Source organism: Xanthomonas sp. GPE 39, assembly GCF_000963005.1.
In the GTDB taxonomy this organism is placed as follows: Bacteria; Pseudomonadota; Gammaproteobacteria; order Xanthomonadales; family Xanthomonadaceae; genus Xanthomonas_A.
Genome location: NZ_JZHZ01000007.1, coordinates 1284468 through 1303971, shown reverse-complemented (window position 1 = coordinate 1303971; position 19504 = coordinate 1284468). Strand labels below are relative to the sequence as shown.

The 19504-nt window shown below is 63.2% G+C and carries 21 protein-coding genes and 2 tRNA genes; 13 read left to right on the top strand and 10 right to left on the bottom strand.

Features of this window, described 5'->3' with window-relative positions; genetic code table 11:
- The first annotated feature begins 276 nt into the window (after positions 1-276).
- The 5 genes from XALGPE39_RS05500 (at position 277) to fdxA (ending at position 4294) form a co-directional block, all read left to right on the top strand.
- Positions 277-897: a 2-dehydro-3-deoxy-6-phosphogalactonate aldolase gene (locus XALGPE39_RS05500; RefSeq protein WP_045727317.1), complete on the top strand. Its 621-nt coding sequence runs from the start codon at positions 277-279 to the stop codon at positions 895-897.
- Entirely contained in the window at positions 894-2045 is a 1152-nt protein-coding gene (dgoD, locus tag XALGPE39_RS05495; RefSeq protein ID WP_045727316.1) for a galactonate dehydratase, read from the top strand. The genes XALGPE39_RS05500 and dgoD overlap by 4 nt, the downstream gene beginning before the upstream one ends.
- Positions 2046-2049: 4 nt before the next feature.
- On the top strand, positions 2050-2979 hold the full coding sequence (locus XALGPE39_RS05490) for an SMP-30/gluconolactonase/LRE family protein (protein WP_045727315.1): 930 nt from the start codon (positions 2050-2052) through the stop codon (positions 2977-2979).
- On the top strand, positions 2976-3878 hold the full coding sequence (locus XALGPE39_RS05485) for a 2-dehydro-3-deoxygalactonokinase (RefSeq protein WP_045727314.1): 903 nt from the start codon (positions 2976-2978) through the stop codon (positions 3876-3878). Before XALGPE39_RS05490 ends, XALGPE39_RS05485 begins: the two co-directional genes overlap by 4 nt.
- A gap of 92 nt (positions 3879-3970) precedes the next feature.
- Positions 3971-4294, top strand: a complete 324-nt coding sequence (gene fdxA / locus XALGPE39_RS05480) for a ferredoxin FdxA (protein ID WP_045727313.1) — start codon at positions 3971-3973, stop codon at positions 4292-4294.
- A gap of 200 nt (positions 4295-4494) precedes the next feature.
- Here fdxA and XALGPE39_RS05475 read toward each other — a convergent pair whose 3' ends face one another.
- Positions 4495-5013 carry a hypothetical protein gene (locus XALGPE39_RS05475; RefSeq protein WP_045727312.1) on the bottom strand — a complete coding sequence of 173 codons (519 nt, stop codon included), beginning with the start codon at positions 5011-5013 and terminating at the stop codon, positions 4495-4497.
- 17 nt (positions 5014-5030) lie between these two features.
- Positions 5031-5939 (bottom strand): 4-hydroxy-tetrahydrodipicolinate synthase, encoded by a 909-nt coding sequence (dapA, locus tag XALGPE39_RS05470; RefSeq protein WP_045728993.1) that lies wholly within the window; start codon positions 5937-5939, stop codon positions 5031-5033.
- A 144-nt stretch (positions 5940-6083) separates the two neighbouring features.
- Here dapA and XALGPE39_RS05465 point away from each other — a divergent pair, with 144 nt between their 5' ends.
- The 7 genes from XALGPE39_RS05465 (at position 6084) to XALGPE39_RS05435 (ending at position 11403) form a co-directional block, all read left to right on the top strand.
- Complete coding sequence (locus tag XALGPE39_RS05465; RefSeq protein ID WP_152624825.1) at positions 6084-6659, top strand: glycine cleavage system protein R; 576 nt, start codon at positions 6084-6086, stop codon at positions 6657-6659.
- Between the two features lie 61 nt (positions 6660-6720).
- Positions 6721-7200, top strand: coding sequence for a peroxiredoxin (locus tag XALGPE39_RS05460; RefSeq protein WP_045727311.1), 480 nt, complete (start codon positions 6721-6723; stop codon positions 7198-7200).
- A gap of 82 nt (positions 7201-7282) precedes the next feature.
- On the top strand, positions 7283-8683 hold the full coding sequence (locus XALGPE39_RS05455; RefSeq protein WP_045727310.1) for a PhoH family protein: 1401 nt from the start codon (positions 7283-7285) through the stop codon (positions 8681-8683).
- 38 nt (positions 8684-8721) lie between these two features.
- Positions 8722-9171: a hypothetical protein gene (locus tag XALGPE39_RS05450; RefSeq protein WP_045728991.1), complete on the top strand. Its 450-nt coding sequence runs from the start codon at positions 8722-8724 to the stop codon at positions 9169-9171.
- A gap of 51 nt (positions 9172-9222) precedes the next feature.
- Positions 9223-9897, top strand: a complete 675-nt coding sequence (locus tag XALGPE39_RS05445; RefSeq protein WP_045727309.1) for a YoaK family protein — start codon at positions 9223-9225, stop codon at positions 9895-9897.
- A 178-nt stretch (positions 9898-10075) separates the two neighbouring features.
- On the top strand, positions 10076-10885 hold the full coding sequence (gene thiD / locus XALGPE39_RS05440) for a bifunctional hydroxymethylpyrimidine kinase/phosphomethylpyrimidine kinase (RefSeq protein ID WP_045727308.1): 810 nt from the start codon (positions 10076-10078) through the stop codon (positions 10883-10885).
- Between the two features lie 441 nt (positions 10886-11326).
- A tRNA-Arg gene (locus XALGPE39_RS05435) sits at positions 11327-11403 on the top strand.
- Between the two features lie 170 nt (positions 11404-11573).
- On the opposite strand, the gene XALGPE39_RS05430 is transcribed toward XALGPE39_RS05435, so the two are convergent.
- The gene (locus XALGPE39_RS05430; protein ID WP_045727307.1) at positions 11574-12563 is read right to left on the bottom strand and encodes a DedA family protein/thiosulfate sulfurtransferase GlpE; all 990 of its coding nucleotides are present in this window, start codon (positions 12561-12563) and stop codon (positions 11574-11576) included.
- An 8-nt stretch (positions 12564-12571) separates the two neighbouring features.
- Between XALGPE39_RS05430 and XALGPE39_RS15525 the strand changes: the two genes are divergently transcribed.
- On the top strand, positions 12572-12946 hold the full coding sequence (locus XALGPE39_RS15525) for a hypothetical protein (RefSeq protein ID WP_152624824.1): 375 nt from the start codon (positions 12572-12574) through the stop codon (positions 12944-12946).
- Between the two features lie 397 nt (positions 12947-13343).
- Here the strand turns inward: XALGPE39_RS15525 and XALGPE39_RS05425 are convergent.
- The 7 genes from XALGPE39_RS05425 to XALGPE39_RS15520 form a co-directional block, all read right to left on the bottom strand.
- Positions 13344-13436: transfer RNA gene (locus XALGPE39_RS05425), tRNA-Ser, on the bottom strand.
- An 81-nt stretch (positions 13437-13517) separates the two neighbouring features.
- On the bottom strand, positions 13518-13733 hold the full coding sequence (csrA, locus tag XALGPE39_RS05420) for a carbon storage regulator CsrA (protein WP_045727306.1): 216 nt from the start codon (positions 13731-13733) through the stop codon (positions 13518-13520).
- A gap of 134 nt (positions 13734-13867) precedes the next feature.
- The gene (alaS, locus tag XALGPE39_RS05415) at positions 13868-16519 is read right to left on the bottom strand and encodes an alanine--tRNA ligase (RefSeq protein WP_045727305.1); all 2652 of its coding nucleotides are present in this window, start codon (positions 16517-16519) and stop codon (positions 13868-13870) included.
- Between the two features lie 105 nt (positions 16520-16624).
- On the bottom strand, positions 16625-17116 hold the full coding sequence (gene recX, locus XALGPE39_RS05410) for a recombination regulator RecX (RefSeq protein ID WP_045727304.1): 492 nt from the start codon (positions 17114-17116) through the stop codon (positions 16625-16627).
- A 114-nt stretch (positions 17117-17230) separates the two neighbouring features.
- Positions 17231-18268 carry a recombinase RecA gene (gene recA / locus XALGPE39_RS05405; RefSeq protein ID WP_045727303.1) on the bottom strand — a complete coding sequence of 346 codons (1038 nt, stop codon included), beginning with the start codon at positions 18266-18268 and terminating at the stop codon, positions 17231-17233.
- 193 nt (positions 18269-18461) lie between these two features.
- Positions 18462-19097: a transcriptional repressor LexA gene (lexA, locus tag XALGPE39_RS05400; RefSeq protein ID WP_045727302.1), complete on the bottom strand. Its 636-nt coding sequence runs from the start codon at positions 19095-19097 to the stop codon at positions 18462-18464.
- Between the two features lie 17 nt (positions 19098-19114).
- Entirely contained in the window at positions 19115-19486 is a 372-nt protein-coding gene (locus XALGPE39_RS15520) for a hypothetical protein (protein WP_152624823.1), read from the bottom strand.
- Positions 19487-19504: the final 18 nt, after the last annotated feature.

Below are 19504 nucleotides of genomic sequence, written 5' to 3'. Positions count from 1 at the left end.
ACGAACATCCTGAATGGGGGTTTTGTATTCGCAAGAAGAATAGGATATGCCTAAAATTTCATTTGCAGCACATAGCTGACACGCGCACGCTAATTGTTCGCGGCTGCTCTTGTCGCAGTGCCGTTGCACCGTTCTCTCCCAACCGACGGACCCGTTTGCGGGTCCGCGTCAACGCGGAGGCGCTGGACGCTCGGCGCGTTGTTGCGGCATCGATGGCTCGCCACTTCTCTGTCCCTATCGCGGCGCACGCCGTGTATTTCCCTGCCAGCTAAGCCGATGCCCGCCACCTCCGTGTTCAAACTCCCCCTGATTGCGATCTTGCGCGGCATCCCGCCCGAGGACGCACTGGCGCATGTCGGCGCGTTGGTCGACACTGGTTACGACGCCATCGAGATCCCGCTCAATTCGCCACGCTGGGCCGACAGCATCGGCTCCGCCGCGCAGGCGTTCGGCCAACATTGCTGGATCGGCGGCGGCACCGTGCTGCATATCGACGACGTCGATACCCTCGCCGACTTGGGCGCGCGCTTCATCGTCACCCCCAACACCTGCCCAACGCTGATTCGCCACGCACTGACGCGCGGCCTGCAAGTGGTGGCCGGCTTCGCTACCGCGACCGAGGCATTCGCCGCACTCGACGCCGGCGCGCAAATGCTCAAGCTATTCCCCGCCGCCACCTACGGCCCCGGCCATGTGCGCGCATTGCGTGCCGTGTTGCCGGCACAGGTGCCGGTGTTCGTGGTCGGCGGCGTCACCATCGACACCCTGCACGACTACCTTGCCGCTGGTGCAATCGGCGCCGGCATCGGCGGCGAACTGTATCGACCGGGACAAGCGCTCGCGCAGACCCAGGCACATGCCGCCGCCTTCCGCCACGCCTATCAGGATCGCGCATGAAAATCGTCCGCCTCACCACCTACCACGCGGCGCCGCGCTGGCTGTTTCTGAAGGTCGAAACCGACGAAGGCATTACCGGCTGGGGCGAACCGGTCATCGAGGGCCGCGCGCGCAGCGTCGAGGCTGCGGTACACGAACTCAGCGGCTATTTGATCGGTAAGGATCCCGGAAGAATCAACGATCTGTGGCAACTGCTTTATCGCAGTGGCTTCTATCGCGGCGGCCCGATCCTGATGAGCGCCATTGCCGGCATCGACCAGGCCTTGTGGGACATCAAGGGCAAAGCACTCGGCGTGCCGGTCTACGAACTGCTGGGCGGGTTGGTACGCGAACGCATGAAAACCTATCGCTGGGTCGGCGGCGACCGCCCCGCGGCGACCATCGCGCAGATCCAGAGCTACCGCGACCTCGGTTTCGACACATTCAAATTCAACGGCACCGAGGAGATGAAGCTGATCGACGGCCCCCGCGCGGTGGACGCGGCAATCGCCAAGGTCGCGCAGATCCGCGAGGCCTTCGGCACCAGCATCGATTTCGGGATCGATTTCCATGGCCGGGTCGCCGCGCCGATGGCGCGCGTGCTGCTGCGCGAGCTGGAACCGTTCAAGCCGCTGTTCGTGGAAGAGCCGGTGCTGCCGGAACTGGCCGAGTACTACCCGCGCCTGGCCGCGGCCACACCGATCCCGCTGGCCGCCGGCGAGCGCATGTTCTCGCGCTTCGACTTCAAACCGGTGCTGCAAGCCGGTGGCCTGTCGCTGCTGCAACCGGATCTCTCGCACGCCGGCGGCATTACCGAATGCCTGAAGATCGCCAGCATGGCCGAGACCTACGACGTCGGCCTGGCCCCGCACTGCCCGCTCGGCCCGGTCGCCCTGGCCGCCTGCCTGCAGGTGGACTTCGTCTCGCACAACGCGGTGCTGCAGGAGCAAAGCATCGGCATCCACTACAACGAAGGCGCCGACCTGCTCGACTACGTGCTCAATCAGGACGACTTCGCCTGCGACGCGAGCGGCAGCATCGCCGCATTGCCCAAACCGGGCCTGGGCGTGGAAATCGACGAAGACCGCCTGCGCCATGCCAGCGCCAATCCACCGGACTGGCACAACCCGGTCTGGCGCCACGCCGACGGCAGCATCGCCGAATGGTGATTGCATGAACACACACGCCTCTTGTGCCCAACACAGCGCGACGCTGGCCGTGGATAGCCGCTGCGCGCATGGCGAAAGCATCCTGTGGTGCGAGCATCGCCAGGTACTGTTCTGGGTCGACATCACCGGCCGTCGCTTGTGGCGGCACGCCCCAGGCAGCGGCGCGACCCGGCACTGGGACCTGCCCGACCGTCCCGGCTGCCTGGGCCTGTTCGACGATGGTCGGCTACTGCTGGCGATGGTCAAGGGCGTGTACGTCGCCGACCCGGATGCCGCCACCGACACGGCCAGCACCTTGTTGCCGCTGCAGCAACTCGCCGAACTCGAACCCGAGCGCGACGACACCCGCAGCAACGATGGCCGCAGCGATCGCCACGGCAACTTCGTGTTCGGCACCATGAGCGAGCGCGCCGATCGGGCAGCGGTCGGCAGCTTCTACCAATGGTCCGCGCGCCACGGTCTACGCCGACTGCCACTGCCCGGCGTGGCCATTCCCAACGCGATCTGCTTCAGCGCCGATGGCCGCACCATGTACTACTGCGATTCGGTGCAACCACGCATCCTGTGCTGCGACTACGACGCCGCCAGTGCTCACACCAGCAATAGCCGAGTGTTCGTCGAACTGGAGCGCGACGGCGGCGAACCGGACGGCGCCATCGTCGATGCCGAAGGCCATGTGTGGAACGCACAATGGCGCGCCTGGCAGGTGGTGCGCTACCGCCCAGATGGCAGCATCGAGCGGCGTGTCGCACTGCCGGTCAAACATCCCAGTTGTCCCGCCCTGGGCGGTGCAGACGGCACCACGCTGTACCTGAGCACCTCGCGCCAGGACCACAGCGAGGCCGAACTGGCGCGCACACCGCAGGCCGGTGGCGTGTTCGTCGCCGCAGTCGGCATTGCCGGCCTGCCCGAAGGACGCATCGCCAGCGCATGATCGTCATCGACTGGGGGACCAGCAGCCTGCGCGGCTATCGGCTCGACGCCGACGGCGGCATCCTCGAACAACGCCGCAGCGATCAAGGCATCGCGGTCTGCCAAGGCCATTTCGCCGCGACCCTGGCCACATTGATCGACACCTGGCCGGGCGACGTCGTGCTCTGCGGCATGATCGGCAGCCGCAATGGATGGATCGAACTGCCCTACGCGCCCTGCCCCGCCGACACCGCCGCACTCGCTGCGGCGATGCGCCCGCTGCAGGATCCGGCGCTGCCTGGACGCACGCTGTGGTTCGTACCCGGCGTCGCCACCAGCACCCATGCACCCGTGCCGGACGTGATGCGTGGCGAGGAAACCCAATTGATCGGGCTGCTCGACATCCTGGCGCAGGAGCGGCAGGACCACGCCCACCACAGCGTTTGCCTGCCGGGCACCCACAGCAAATGGGTGGATCTGGAACACGGCCGCATCGCCGCACTGGTGACAATGATGACCGGCGAACTCTACGCACTGCTGCGCCAACACAGCCTGCTGGCGCGGCTGATGGAACCCGACGACGCCACGTTCGATGCCCCCGGCTTCGCTGCCGGGGTGCAGCGCAGCGGCGATCCCGGAGGATTGCTGCATCATCTGTTCGGCGTGCGCAGCCTGGGATTGTTCGAACGCCTGAGCGCAGCGGCGGCGCCGTCCTACCTGTCCGGGTTGCTGATCGGCCACGAACTGCGCGCACGCCTGCCGCTGGCGCCAATGGTGCATCTGGTCGGAGGCAGCGGCCTGCTGACGCGCTACACGCACGCATTGCGCGCACTCGGCAGTACCGTGCACACCCACCCGGAAGATCTGGCCGCACGCGGGCTATACCGGCTGGCACGGCAGCACGGCGGCATCGCCAGTTGATCCGTCCCCGTCAGGCGAGCGGCCACGGATCCATTCTCCACTCCACGACATCGACTGTTTTAGAATTGCAGGCTTAATTTACGGATCGAACCATGCCTTTCGTCGTCACTGAAAACTGCATCAAATGCAAATACACCGACTGCGTGGAGGTGTGCCCCGTGGATTGTTTCCACGCCGGCCCAAACTTCATGGTGATCGACCCGGACGAGTGCATCGACTGCACCCTGTGCGAACCGGAATGCCCGGCCAACGCCATCTATCCCGAGGATGACGTGCCGGCCGGCCAGGAAGGCTTCGTCGCGTTGAACGCGGAACTGGCCAAAGCGTGGCCGGTCCTGACCACGCGCCAGGAACCGCTAGCAGATGCGGCCGAATGGGACGGCAAACCAAACAAGTTGTCGTTACTGCAGAAATAGGCGACGCGCAATCATGCGCGGCTGTGCAGCTCCATGCCTGCCCGGCCAGCACGAGCGCTCCCGAAAAACCTGGTGACGCTCGCGCACAACCACATCAAAAACGCCGCGACACAAAAACGAACGGGCACCCTGAGGTGCCCGTTTCATGTTTTGCGCGCCACAGCGGGCGCGAACGCCACACTGCCAACGCTTGCTCAAGTTCAGTGGACGAGCTTGGCCTTCAGCGCCTCGATCAGCTTGACCGGGGCCTCACCGGACGCCGGCAGGCCACGCGCATCGACCGCCGACACCGACACCCCGGCATCCACGGGCACCACGCGGATCAGGAAATTGCTGCCTTCATAGCCCACGTCATAGGAGCCGAGCAATTTCGCGCTGCTGGCAATGGTGACGCCCGGGATACCGCCCAGGGCATCGCCGACCTGGCCGAACACCTGATCGCGCGCGCCCGGCACCACGAAGCCACTATTGGACGCGGCCGGAGCCTGGGCCGCCGCCGGACGTTGGGCCGACGCCAGCGCTGGGACCTTCATCGCCGCCGAAGTATCTGGCACGCTCAGGTCCGGTGGCACTTCCAGCGGCCGCATGGCGGGCGGCAACAAGTAATCGCCCCGCGGCTTGCCCTTGTGGAACCAGTGGCAACCGCTGGTGGCCGCGACCATGGTGGTCGCCAGAACGGCGGCCGATAGCACGCGGACGTAGGGAACGGAAGCACGCATCAATCAATCTCCTGGGGTCAGGCCGCGAGCGTTTCGCGGCTGGATAAATGTTCCAACGCGACGGCGTCGGCAGCAAGACGGTCGGCCGTGGCATGGTGCGCCGCCGACAACGGCAGCAGCGGCAGCCGCAAGCCCTGGCCGATCCCGGCACGCTGCAATAGCGCTTTGACCGGGATCGGGTTGGATTCGATGCCGCAAAAGGCGTGGAAGGGCCGCAGACGCGCATCCCAGGCCTGCGTCGGCTCGACCTGCTGGGCCCGCGCCAGATCGCACAAATGGCGATAGGCGCCGGGCAAGGCATTGGACGCCACCGAAATTAGGCCGTCGAAGCCGCTCAGCATGGCCTGCGCGGCGCTGCCGTCGTCACCGCTCAGCACGGCAAAGTGCTCACTGCGCAGGGCCGCGAGCGCGGCGATACGCTGCGGATCGCTACTGGCCTCTTTGATGCCGACGATCGCGGGGTGCTGCGCCAGTTGCGCCACGGTTTCAGGCAACAAATCGCAGCCGGTGCGTCCTGGCACGTTGTACAGCACTACCGGCAGGCCACCTTGATCGGCCACTTGCGTGTAGTGCGCCAGCAAGCCAGCCTGCGTCGGACGCACATAAGGCGGCGTCACCACCAGCGCGTACTGCGCGCCATTGGCCGCCGCGCGACGCGTCAACGCCACGGTCTTGGCGGTAGCGGACAAGCCCGTGCCAGCCAGCACCGGCACGCGCCCACCGATGGCAACAACCGCCTCGCGCATCAGCAGATCGTATTCATCATCCAGCAACGCGGCCGCTTCGCCGGTCGATCCCGCCACCACGACACCCTGAACACCGCCTCCGAGCTGAGCCTTGAGCAACCGCTGCCAGGCGTCGAGATCGAGATCGCCATTGACCTGGAAGGGCGTGGCCAGAGCGGTGATGATGCCGGAGAGAGACAAGATGCCGAGTGCTCGCTGGGAAATGAGGGCCGCGCGGCCTGCGCCGACGGGTTTGCCGTGCATGTTACTTGCGGCCCGAAAGCGCGGGCAAGTATGCTGCACTTCATGTCGGGCCACTGCCCTGACGCCGTTCAGCCATACGCAATGCCGGAAGCCCCTTTGACAGACACCACAACCCGGCCCGCGCCGACCGAGAACCACCTCCTGATCAACGCCTACTCGACGCATCCGGAGTCGCCCTTATTGCCGGTCACACGTCGTATCACCGATAGCGGTTGCAACCTCGTCGATGCGCGTCTGGCCACTGTCGGTCGCGACGTGTCGGTGACCGCATTGGCGACCGGCTCCTGGGACGCGGTGGCCAAACTGGAAGCGATGCTCACCCGGCTGGAGCGCGATGAAGGCATGAAGCTGGTGTGGTACCGCACCGGCCCCAAGCAAGCGCAGTCCAACCTGCTGCCTTACATCGTCGAGGTCATCGCCGCCGACAAACCGGGCATCCTGTTCCAGTTGGCCGATTTCTTCGACCGCCAGGGCATCACCATCGAAAACCTGCAAAGCACGCGCTACCGCGCAATGCAGACCGGCGCGGAAATGTTCTCGGCGCAGGTGACGATCGGGGTGCCGGCGAATATGCACATCGCCGCACTGCGCGACGACTTCCTCGAATTCTGCGACCACCTCAACCTGGACGCGATCATGGACCCGATGAAGTTCTGAGACGCGCTGGACAGCGACGCAACCGAACGCCGATGATGGCGATGCACGCGGAGGACACCCCATGAAGGATGGCGATACCCTGGATCGAAGCACGCTGACCTTGCCGCTGGCCCTGTCTGGGGGCACCAGCGCAACGCTCGGCGACTATGCCGGTGGCTGGCTGGTGCTGTATTTCTATCCCAAGGACAGCACGCCTGGCTGCACCACCGAAGGGCTGGATTTCAACGCGCTGTTGCCGCAATTCCAGAAAGCCGGCGCCGTGGTGCTTGGTGTATCGCGCGACTCGGTGAAGTCGCACGACAACTTCTGCGCCAAGCAAGGCTTCCGCTTTCCACTAATCAGCGATGCCGACGAGGCGCTATGCCACGCCTTTGACGTGATCAAGGAAAAGAACATGTACGGCCGTCAGGTGCTCGGTATCGAGCGTAGCACCTTCCTCATCTCGCCTTCGGGCCAAGTGCTGCACAGCTGGCGCAAGGTCAAGGTTGCCGGTCACGCCCAGGCCGTTCTCGACACACTGCAGACCGCCACCCAGCAGTGACAACCCTGGTTCACAGTACATCGCATCCCCCTGCCAAGCAGGCGGCGATGGTTTTTCCCTGCCCCTTTTCCAGGAATCCACGATGACCCGAGGCAAGCGCATCTACGTGTTGGATACCAATGTGCTCATGCACGATCCGACCGCGCTGTTCAAGTTCGAGGAACACGACGTATTCCTGCCGATGCAGGTGATCGAGGAACTGGACAACGCCAAGAAGGGCATGTCCGAAGTCAGCCGCAACGCACGGCAGGTCAGCCGCTTCCTCAACGAGTTGATCGAAGGCGCCGGCGCCGAGCAGATCGCCTCCGGCATCCCACTGAGTCACCCGCAAGGCATCCAACTCAAGAGCAACAGCGGCATCGGCAAGCTGTACTTCCAGATCCAGCCGGTCGAGCCCGCGCGCAGCTTCGGCAGCGTCGCCCCGGACAACAAGATTCTGGCCTCCGTGCTGGCGCTGTGCGAGGAGCGTCCGGAAACGCCGGTGATTCTGGTCTCCAAGGACATCAACCTACGGATCAAGGCGGCGATCAGCGGCCTGGCCGCCGAAGACTACGAGAACGACCGCGCGCTCGACGATTTCAGCCTGCTCTACACCGGCGCGATCGAACTACCAGAGCATTTCTGGCAGAAACACAACCAAGACCTGCGTAGCTGGAGCGACAAGGGGCGCACCTGTTACGAAATTGCGCTGGCCACCGACGAGGACTGGTATCCGAACCAGTACCTATATCTGCCCGGCGACGACGAGGTGGAACTACGCGTCACCAAGGTCAACGCTGACCGCAAGGCCACGCTGGCGCTGGTGGACGACTTCCGCAGTGGCCAGCACGCGGTGTGGGGCGTTGCCGCGCGCAACCGCGAGCAGAACTTCGCGCTCAACGCACTGATGGACCCGGAAATCGACTTTGTCACTCTGCTCGGCACCGCCGGCACCGGCAAGACCCTGCTGGCGCTGGCGGCGGGTCTGGCACAGACCATGGACCAGCAGCGCTACCGCGAAATCATCATGACCCGTGCGACGGTCAGCGTCGGCGAAGACATCGGCTTCCTGCCTGGCACCGAGGAGGAAAAGATGACCCCATGGATGGGCGCACTGACCGACAACCTGGAAGTGCTGACCCACACCCAGGAAGGCGGCGCCTGGGGCCGCGCGGCGACCAACGACCTGCTCGCCAGCCGGATCAAGATCCGCTCGATGAACTTCATGCGCGGGCGCACGTTCCTGTCGCGCTATCTGATCCTGGACGAAGCGCAGAACCTGACGCCCAAGCAGATGAAGACGCTGATCACTCGTGCCGGCCCCGGCACCAAGATCGTCTGCCTGGGCAACGTCGAACAGATCGACACCCCCTATCTGACCGAAACCACCTCCGGCCTCACCTATGCGGTGGACCGCTTCAAAGCTTGGCCGCACAGCGCGCACATCACCCTGCGCCGTGGCGAGCGCTCACGTCTGGCCGACTATGCCTCGGAGGTGCTGTGAGTATCGTGGGCGTGCGCCTGAGCGGCGCGGCACTGGTCATGGCCCTGCTCGGCGCCTGCGCCACCGCACCCGGTCCAGCCAGCGTACCAACCGCGCTCAAGGTCGGGCAATCGTGGGTGATCACGCGTAACAGCACCGCCGCACAGGTGCTGGACACCTGCGCGCGCGACAGCCCCGCACACCACGAGCGCGCGGTGAGCGGCTACTGGATTCCAACGCCTGAGCAGATCGCGCAACTGGAAGCGCATCTGGCGCAACTACAGCCGCAGATCGCCGATCCATCGGGCTCAGATCGCCAATATGTGGGCATCGTGTACAACGGTAAGCAAGCGATCTATGTCAACGCTTTCGCCCCGGACGACGACAGCAATCGCAACCCAAGCGTCGATGCAGTACGCGCCTGTGGCGGCGGCGGTCGCTTCTGGGGCGCGGTCTACGATCCGGCCAACCTTAGCTTCTCCGAGATCGCGGTCAACGGCAGCCACTGAGATGGCCGCGTGCCTGCGCCGCTGTCAGATACATGCGCGTCAGCAAACCGCATGAGCTTCGCGTTGCCAGGCTGGGCTTGGATTTTCGCCGCTGCATTGGCCAGCGTGGCCGGCATGGTCAACGTGGTGGGCTACCTCGGCTTCGAGCATCAGGCGGTGACCCACCTCACCGGCACCACGACCTTGCTCGGCGCGGCGCTGGCTGACGCTGACCTGCGCGCCATCGGTCAACTCAGTGGTGTGGTGCTGGCGTTCCTGAGCGGCGCGGTGCTGGCGGGCGGCCTCGTGCGGGATCGCCGGCTGCGCCTGAGCCGGCGCTATGGTCTGGCGCTCGCACTGGAGTCACTGCTGTTACTTGCGGCAATACAGGCATTCAAACATCAGCCGTTGTTTGGCGCTCTGCTCGCCGCAACCGCCTGCGGCCTGCAAAACGCCACCACCACGATCTACAGCGGCACAGTGGTACGCACCACCCACCTCACCGGCATGTTCACCGATCTAGGAATCGGCCTGGGCCAGGCACTCAGCGGCCTACCGCTACCGCGCCAGCGCATCCGTCTGAGTCTGCTGATCATCGGCGGATTCCTGCTCGGCGGCGTCATCGGCGCATTGGCGTACCGCCGCATCGGCTTCAATGCGCTGTTGGTGCCGGCGCTGCTGACTGGCACGGCCGGCACGCTGTACATCCTGCTCCTGCACTCCCGCTACCGTGAGCGCGAAGAGTGATCAACAAAAGCCTCGCCAGTCGCGGGTGAGCGCGGACAGCACGTAAGCAACCCAGGGTGCTGCCAGCACATGAGGATTCAACGCACTGCCTGTGCCCAAACAGCGGCAACACCGCCGTGTTGTTAGCGGCGCTAAGCACACCATCGCCAAGGCATCGCCAGCACGGCACAATCCAGGTATGAACGACCCCATCGCCGTCTCCGCGCTGAGCATCGCCGGCACCGATTCCGGTGGTGGCGCCGGAATCCAGGCCGATCTGAAAACCTTCGCCGCGCACCGTGTGCACGGCCTGTCTGCGGCGGCCGCACTCACCGCGCAACACACCCGCGGCGTCACCGCCGTGCATATTCCGCCATTGCCATTCCTGCGCGCGCAGATCGACGCCTGCTTCGCCGATTTCGACATCGCCGCGGTCAAGCTCGGCATGCTCGCCAATGCTGCGGTGATCGACCTGGTCGCCGATGCGCTGGAACACCACCGCCCGCCTTACGTGATTCTGGACCCGGTGATGGTGGCGACCAGCGGTGCCACCCTGCTGGAAGACGATGGGCTGGACGCGCTGCGCCAGCGCCTACTGCCGTTGGCGACCTTGGTCACACCGAATATTCCGGAAGCGCAATTACTGCTGCGTCGCCCGATCGAGAACGCCGACGATGCCGAGCACGCGATCGCCGCCCTGCTTGAGTCTGGCGCGCGCGCAGTGTTACTGAAAGGCGGCCATCTACACGAAGGCCAACGGGTGATCGACCGCTACGACGATGGCGCCAGCCGCAGCGAATTCAGCCATGCACGGCTGCCGCTGGACGCGCACGGAACGGGCTGCACCCTCGCAGCGGCGATCGCCGCACAACTCTGCCAGGGCCTGTCATTGGCAGCGGCCTGCGCAGCGGCGATCGACTACGTGGCCCGCGCACTGCGCGGCAGCTACCGTCCTGGTCGCAGCGCAGTGGTTGTATTGGACCATTTCGGCGCCGCACGCGGCGAATGAACAAGCTTGTACATCGCGGGAAAGAGACATCGCGCCACTGCCTGCAATCGACACCGCTCCAGCATCTACTCGTCGCTACGCCTTCGCCGCAGCGAAAGCTGTTGTGGCAGAACCTCCCAAGATGATGCGCGCATCCGAGGTACGCACTGATCTGAACCACCTACGCGATGGCGGGCACGACAGTGGATCTGCTTTTCAGCCTGCCCCAGGCCGCCCTGCGGGAGTGCTGGCGCCCCCGGAAGATTGGTGTGTAGAGCTGCGCATGCCCGCAAGCTCATGCCCATGGATGCGTACAGCCCGAGCCGAGCCGGCCGGCCACACCTCCTGAATCGAGCAAGCGGTAATCCTGGCGCAAGGCCTCGCTGAACGAGATCGGCTGAATTTTTTGAAGGAAGGATTGACGCCTCCAACCATCTCACGCATAATTCCGCTCCTGACAACGCGCCCGTAGCTCAGTTGGATAGAGTACCTGGCTACGAACCAGGCGGTCGGGAGTTCGAATCTCTCCGGGCGCACCAGTCAGATAAAAAACGACAAGCTGTTGCTTGTCGTTTTTTTTGTTTTTAGCAAGCTCAATCGCGGCGACGAACAAAGCGCCCGCGATGTCATCACCGCCAGCCTGCATAGAACACCTTTTGCACGCAAAGCGCAGCGGCACGCAGGCATTACCCTCCTTGCGCCCACACGCTCACGCAGCACCCACACCGTGATGCGACGCGACAGGCGCAGCCCCGACCTCGCCGACCGCCATCACCGGATAACCGGCCATCTGCCACGCCTCCAACCCACCCCGCAACGGCACCACGTCATCGTAATGCCGCTGGCGCAGCCGCCTAGCCAGCACCGCGGCCGACACTTCATTCGGGCACGCACAGTAAATGACGATCTTGCGCTCGCGCGGCAACACCGCGACGATGTCATTGATGCGTCGCTCGTCCACACACATCGCCCCCGGAATGACATACGACTGCAGCGTGCGATAGCCCGGAGCACGGATATCCAACACCACCGGCACCGCATCGCCCTGCATCAACGCGTAGAGTTCGTCCACGTCGATGCGCGAGGCCTCCATCGACTTCATCAACCTGTAACGACGCCAAGCCCGATAACCCACATAGAAGGCCAGCAAACCGGCAAGCAACAGCGACGCGCGCACTCCCAGCAAACTCAACCAATCCAGTAATGCCTGCACTTGGCCGGCAAAGCATAGACCGAGCAGCAGACCACAAGCCGCCCACAGCGCGGCCCCCAACGTGTCGTAGCGTAGGAACGCGGCAAGTCGCACCTGCATCGCACCAGCCATCGGCACCGAGACCATGGACAAGCCAGGCACGAACTTTGCGATCATCAGCACGCCAACCCCCCAGCGTGCATAGAAGCGCTCGGTTTGCCTCATGCAGCTGTCGCGCGACAGCGAGAGCCGGCACAGCGACTGCAACGTGCGATTGCCATAACGGCGACCAGCCCAGAACCAGAGCAGATCACCGAGCAGGCTAGCCAGAATCGACACCGCAAGCGCGCTCAACAGTGCAACCCACACCCCCACACCATGGAGTAACGCATAAGTCGCACCCACCAGAATCAGGGTTGGCAATGCGGGGACAGGCAAGCCCAACGACAACGCCAACACGTTGACGAAGAGCAGACCCAGGCCATAACGCGCGATCAATTCCTGCATTTCATGCTGTGCTCAAGACGAAAAACAACCGCCGCCATTATCCTCCCGACACCGACGGCACGCGTACACGCCGACGCATCACCAACGGAACAGATCCACCCATCTTCACTCAAGGCATGCACACGACGATCCTCACCATCCACACCTCGCCCGGACCACAGCAAGCGCAGTCAAGCGCACCAACCAGCCAATGCAGGCGACTCCCTGCCAGCGCACCAAACAGCCTGACATCACTTATCGATGCCTTTAGCCCGCCGAACCGCTCGCGCCGCAGCGCGCAGCGAGAGTCCGCGCAACAGATTCCCGACAGGCCAGCGATACGCAGGCAGCCCCGCTACAACCAGCGCATGCCACGCATATCGAAAATGCGCACGGCATCGTGAGCGAATAGTCTGGCAAGCTGATGCCGCGCCAAGTCCACCAGCACTATCATGCAATGTGCACGCAACCCGGGGCAGCGAACACGGGCGCGTCATTGCACCGGCAAGCACAAGGCCCACCTGCGTCGCAGCAAGGATCGGCATTCGCAGTGCAACGGACTTCTATCTATCCGCCCTCTCGTCATTGCCTGGAAAATCCTCACCGACCAGACGTTCGATGAGCTTATACGCTGCCGAACTCGCAGTGGGTTGAACACACAAACGAACGTCGTCGTGGCGCAATGGCGTCGCGCGGAGGACAGTCCAAAATCGTATACAAGCGTCTCGCCATAGCGAGAGCTCACTGGCGAGAAAAAAGAAACGCCTGCAAATCATTACTTTGCAGGCGTTCCTTCACTACTGGCGGAGTGAGAGGGATTCGAACCCTCGATAGAGCTTTTGACCCTATACTCCCTTAGCAGGGGAGCCCCTTCAGCCGCTCGGGCATCACTCCGGATTTAAGCGTTGCGGGTATTCCGCGACCGGCCGCGAAGAATACAGGGTTGGAGCATCTCAGGTAAACCCTTTCTTCAAATCAATCGACGGACGAGTCACCATGCCCACCGGAGCCATGGGAATTCGGCTCGTCGCCGCGCTGGATGCGCTGATAGATCTCTTCGCGATGTACTGCCACGTCCTTCGGCGCGGTGATGCCGATACGCACTTGATTGCCCTTGACCCCGAGCACAGTCACGGTGACCGCATCGCCGATCATCAATGTTTCGCCTGCCCGGCGAGTCAAGATCAACATTTTTAAAATTCTCCTTAGGACCGGCACTCCCACCAGCACGACACCCCACATGGGGCGCGCCATAACCAATAGGGAAAATGAAGTTCGATATTAATCGAAGCCGTGCGCTCGCAGCAAGCTGCGCCGATAGGGGTTCAGGGGAGATGTTGTTTGACCCATGCCGGGACGCCTGCCAAGGCATGGACAAGGGCGGGCCCGTCCTCACCACCACCCTGGGCGAGGTCCGGGCGACCGCCGCCCTTGCCCGATATTTGACTGGCGATCTGGCTCAACAGTTCCCCGGCCTTGACCCGTCCCATTGGGCTGCCATTCACCCCTGAAACCAGGGCGGCCTTGCCCTCGCTAGCGCCAGCCAACACGATCACACAGTCGCCAAGCTGCTGCTTCAAGCGATCCATCGCCTCGCGCAATGCCTTGGCGTCGAACCCCTCCAGCCGTACCGCGAGCACTTTCACCCCGCCCACATCGACCGCAGAACCGGCCAAGTCGGCCGTCGCACTGGAGGCCAACTTGGCCTTTAATGCCTCCATTTCGCGCTCCAGGCGCCTGTGCTTGTCACCAAGCTGACGAATCTTGTCTACCATGTCAGTCGCGCTGCCACCGACTAACTCGGCAGCCTCATGCAACATGGCTTCTTCGGCCGACACGTAATCCAACGCGCCCTGACCTGTCACCGCCTCGATGCGGCGGACGCCGGCAGATACGCCGCCTTCACTGGTGATTTTGAACAGGCCGATGTCGCCTGTCCGCGTTACATGCGTACCGCCGCACAGTTCAGTGGAGTAGTCGCCCATCTTCAGTACGCGCACGCGCTCGCCATATTTTTCGCCGAACAGCGCCATCGCACCGAAGTCCAGCGCTTCCTGCATTCCCATCTGATGCACTTGGACCGCATTGTTCGCGCGCACCTGCTGGTTGACCTTGCGTTCGATCAGTGCCAGCTCCTTGGCCGCAATCGGCTGGAAGTGCGAAAAATCGAAGCGCAGGCGATCTGGCGCCACCAGCGAGCCTTTCTGCTGGACATGCGTTCCCAAGACCTCGCGGAGCGCGGCATGCAACAGATGCGTCGCAGAGTGGTTGAGGATAGTTGCACGACGCCGCTCGGCATCGACCTGACCGGAAAGCACATCGCCGATCTTCAGAGTACCCTCGATCAACGTACCGACATGGCCATGGAACTGACCGGCGAACTTCTGCGTATCGGTCACAGCAAAGCGCGTGCCGCCCTGCAGCAACATGCCGATATCACCGACTTGACCGCCAGATTCCGCATAGAAGGGTGTCTGATCGGTCAGCAGGATCACCGCATCGCCTGCCTGCACAGACTGCACCGGCCGCCCGTCCTTGAGCAATGCGACCACACGCAAGTCATCGGACTGCAAGCTGTCGTAGCCCAGGAACACGGTCGGCGCCAGTGTCGCGACCAAGTCGGCCGGCAACTGCACGCCGCCGCCGAACTTGCCGGCCTCGCGCGCGCGCCTGCGCTGCTCTTCCATTGCCGTCTGGAAACCCGGCTCATCCACGCACAAAGCGCGTTCGCGGGCGATGTCCTGAGTCAAATCCAGCGGAAACCCGTAAGTGTCGTACAAACGGAAGGCATCTTCGCCAGCAATCACGCCTCCCTGCGCACTCGCAGCAACGTCTTCGAAGATCTTCATCCCGGCGTCGAGAGTTTCGGCAAAGCGCTCTTCCTCGGCCTGTAACGCGCGCAACACGGTGTCCTGCGCCGCGACCAGTTCGGGATAGGCCTCGCCCATCAGCGCAACCAGGGTGGGCACGAGCTTGCTGAAGAATGCCTGCCGCACGCCGAGCATCCAGCCATGGCGCAAGGCACGGCGGATGATCCGACGCAGGACATAACCACGCCCCTCGTTGGATGGCAGCACACCATCGACGATCAAGAATGCGCATGCACGGATGTGATCGGCGATCACACGTAACGATTTGTTCTCCAGATCGGCCGTCGCGGTCAGCTCGGAAGCCTTACGGATCAGCGTCTGGAACAGGTCGATTTCATAGTTGGTGTGCACATGCTGCAGGATTGCCGCCAAGCGTTCCAATCCCATCCCGGTATCCACACAGGGTGCCGGCAGCGGCACCAGGTTCCCGTCGGGCTGGCGATCGAACTGCATGAACACAAGGTTCCAGATTTCGATGAAACGATCGCCATCCTCCTCCGGCGATCCCGGCGGGCCTCCCGGGATATGTGCGCCATGATCGTAGAAGATCTCGGTACAGGGCCCGCAGGGCCCGGTATCGGCCATCTGCCAGAAGTTGTCCGAGGCGTAAGGCGCACCCTTGTTGTCGCCGATCCGCACGATGCGCTCTTCGGGCACACCCACCATATCGCGCCACAAGCCATAGGCCTCGTCGTCCGTGTGGTAGACCGTGACCAACAGACGCTCGGCCGGTAATTTCCACACCTGCGTCAGCAACTCCCAGGCCCAGCTGATCGCCTCTTTTTTGAAATAATCGCCGAAGGACCAGTTACCGAGCATCTCGAAGAACGTGTGATGGCGGGCGGTATAGCCGACCGAGTCCAGATCGTTGTGCTTGCCGCCAGCACGCAGACAGCGCTGCACATCCGCCGCGCGCACGTAACTGCGCTTCTCCGCACCAAGGAACACGTCCTTGAATTGGACCATGCCGGAATTGGTGAACAGCAGCGTCGGATCGTTACCGGGGACCAGCGGGGCGGAGGGCACGATGGTATGGCCCTTGCCCTTGAAGAACTCGAGGAAGTCACTACGAATCTGGGAGGTGGAGAATTTGGCGGGTGCGTTCATGGGCTGGCTGTAAACGAGCGGGCGGGTTTTCAGGTGCGCCCTCAACGATCAAGACGCATAGAAACCGGACAAGATAAGCCGCCAAGGGTAACAGGCCCGACCTCTTCAGTCCTCCGCAGCATCGCGCATGGCTGCGCGGATGCTGTCGCCGTCGAAACCCCGCCGTGCCAGCAGGTCGGCGGCCTTGCGCTGTTGTTGCAGATCTGTTGACCCTTCCGCGCCGAAACGCCGCATCACCAAGTCGCGGGCATTTTCGACCCAATCGCCTTCGAACGTTGCCATGGCCATCGCGATGGCATCGCTATCGAACCCATGCGTGCCTAGAATTGCGCGGATATACAACGGCCCATAGCCCAGGCTGGCACGGCTGCGGACCAAGAGTTCAGCGAACCGGCCATCGTCCTGCCAGCCATCTTCACTGAGACGATCCACTGCCGCATTGGCGGCCTCTACCTCCACACCGCGCGCTAACAGCTTGCGGGTCAATTCCTTGCGTGAATGCTCGCGCCGCACCAACAGTCCCAAAGCCTTCTGTAGCGGTGTCTGCTCAGGTTGTCGGCGACGCCGATGTCGCGTTTGTGCAGGCTCTTCACTCATGAAAATCCACCACCCGTCATGCGTCCCTCCCTGGCACGCGTGCTCCTTCGCTTGATCAAGACTGCCGAGGGAGACGAGCGGCACTGACTCCACCGCTCCCCCGGCAGAAAACCATTACGCTTCCAGGTCTTCGGCGTCGGCTTGGCTGGGTGCGATTTCCGTGGGTTGGAACTTCTCGCGTAGTTCGCTTTCCAACTTGGCCGCGACCTGAGGGTTGTCGCGCAGGTAGCCGCGAGCGTTGTCCTTGCCCTGGCCGATGCGCTCGCTGCCGTAGCTGTACCAAGCACCCGCCTTTTCAACCAGTTTGGCTTCCACACCCATGTCGATCAGCTCGCCCTCGCGGCTGATGCCTTCACCGTAGAGGATTTCGGTGACGACCTGCTTGAACGGGGGAGCCAGCTTGTTCTTGACCACCTTGATTTTGGTCTGGTTGCCGATGATTTCATCGCCCTTCTTGATCGCGCCGATGCGGCGGATATCCAACCGCACCGAGGCGTAAAACTTCAGTGCGTTACCGCCGGTGGTGGTTTCAGGACTCTGCCCCGGCATCATCACGCCGATCTTCATGCGCAACTGATTGATGAAGACGACCAGGGTATTGGAGCGCTTGATGTTGCCGGTGAGCTTACGCAGCGCTTGGCTCATCAGACGCGCCTGCAGGCCGGGCAGTTGATCGCCCATTTCCCCTTCAATTTCGGCTTTCGGAGTCAACGCGGCGACCGAGTCAATCACCACGATGTCCACCGACCCCGAGCGCACCAGCATATCGGCGATTTCCAGCGCTTGTTCGCCGGTATCCGGCTGCGACAGCAATAATTCGTCGACATTGACGCCAAGTTTGGCGGCGTAGACCGGGTCCAGCGCATGCTCGGCGTCGATGAACGCAGCGGTGCCGCCGTTCTTCTGACACTGCGCGATGGCCTGCAGGGTCAGGGTGGTCTTACCCGAAGATTCCGGACCGTAGATCTCGACCACCCGCCCCTTCGGCAGGCCGCCGATGCCGAGTGCGATATCCAGCATCAGCGAGCCGGTCGGAATCACTTCCACGGCTTCGATGACACGATCGCCCATCCGCATCACCGAGCCCTTGCCGAACTGCTTTTCGATCTGACTCAGGGCGGCCGCGAGCGCGCGCTTCTTGTTCTCGTCCATTGTTGTTTCCTTGGAAGGTGAGGAGGATGTGCGGAGTGGGTTCAATGTAATGGCCTGGTATCGCACAGGCTGAGACGACGCGTGGCGCAGCCAAAATAATGTGATCGAGCGTGCCTAGGACAGCGGCGAATGGCGATCTGCAAGGTCGGGGAAGTCCCAAGAACTGTGTCGTGCATGCCCTGCCCCCGCTGCATCAGCGATTTGGACGCAGCAGACCGCAATACAGCCCTTCGATGGCGAAGTCCTGATCGGGCAACACTTCGATCGGCGCGTAGTCCGGATTGCGTGGTAGCAGACGAATGCGGTCCTTGCCGATCTTGAGCAGCTTGACGGTGATTTCTTCCTCGATCCGCGCCACGACAATCTGGCCCGAACACGCATCGCGAGTACGGTGGACACCGATCAGGTCGCCATCGAAGATGCCTTCGTCGCGCATCGAGTCGCCCTGCACTTTCAGCAGGTAATCCGGCGCTGGCGAGAAAAACACCCGGTCCAGTACCACGAAATCGTCGGAGCCGATGTCCGCACCAATCGGCAAACCGGCCGCGACGCGCCCCAGCACCGGTAGGCGCAGGACCTCGGCCTTATCCACCTGCGGCGGCGGTGCCGGCACGCCCGTTCCGCCCAGCAGGCGGATTCCACGCGCCTGTCCCGGCACGCGCCGGATCGCGCCTGCCTGCTCCAGCGCCTCAAGGTGATATTGCGCGGCGCGCACGCCCTTGAAGCCGAGGGCACGGGCAATTTCCGTTTGCGACGGCGGGACGCCCTCGTGTTCGATGCGCTCGGCGATCAAGTCGAGAATCGCCTGCTGGGTTTCGGTTAGCTCCATGGTTAGTAGTAATACTACTAAAAACCTAAAAAGGCAACCCTCCATGTCGCCACCACGCACCAATCACTCCAATCGCATGCTTTGCCCGACGTGATTGAGCGCTTGACAGCACGGCACGCAAGGGTCGCTCCGACTGCAACCATCAGCATGCTCAGCATTCGTTGCGCCAGATCCAGAAGAACATGCCGCAGGCTCGAACCGGCAAGTATCGTGCGGCAGATCGCCAGGCGGTTGCCGTGCGGCAAGCACGACGCGGCAAGCAAGAGAAGTGACGCCAACAGAATTGAAAATCGCCTTATCGTTGCCTCGCCCAGGGCATCGATGAGCTGCGGCAGGCTGACGGGTGATCCAACGTCGGCGCCACGATCACGGTTTTCCACATCGCGCACATCCGCTATCGCATGTGC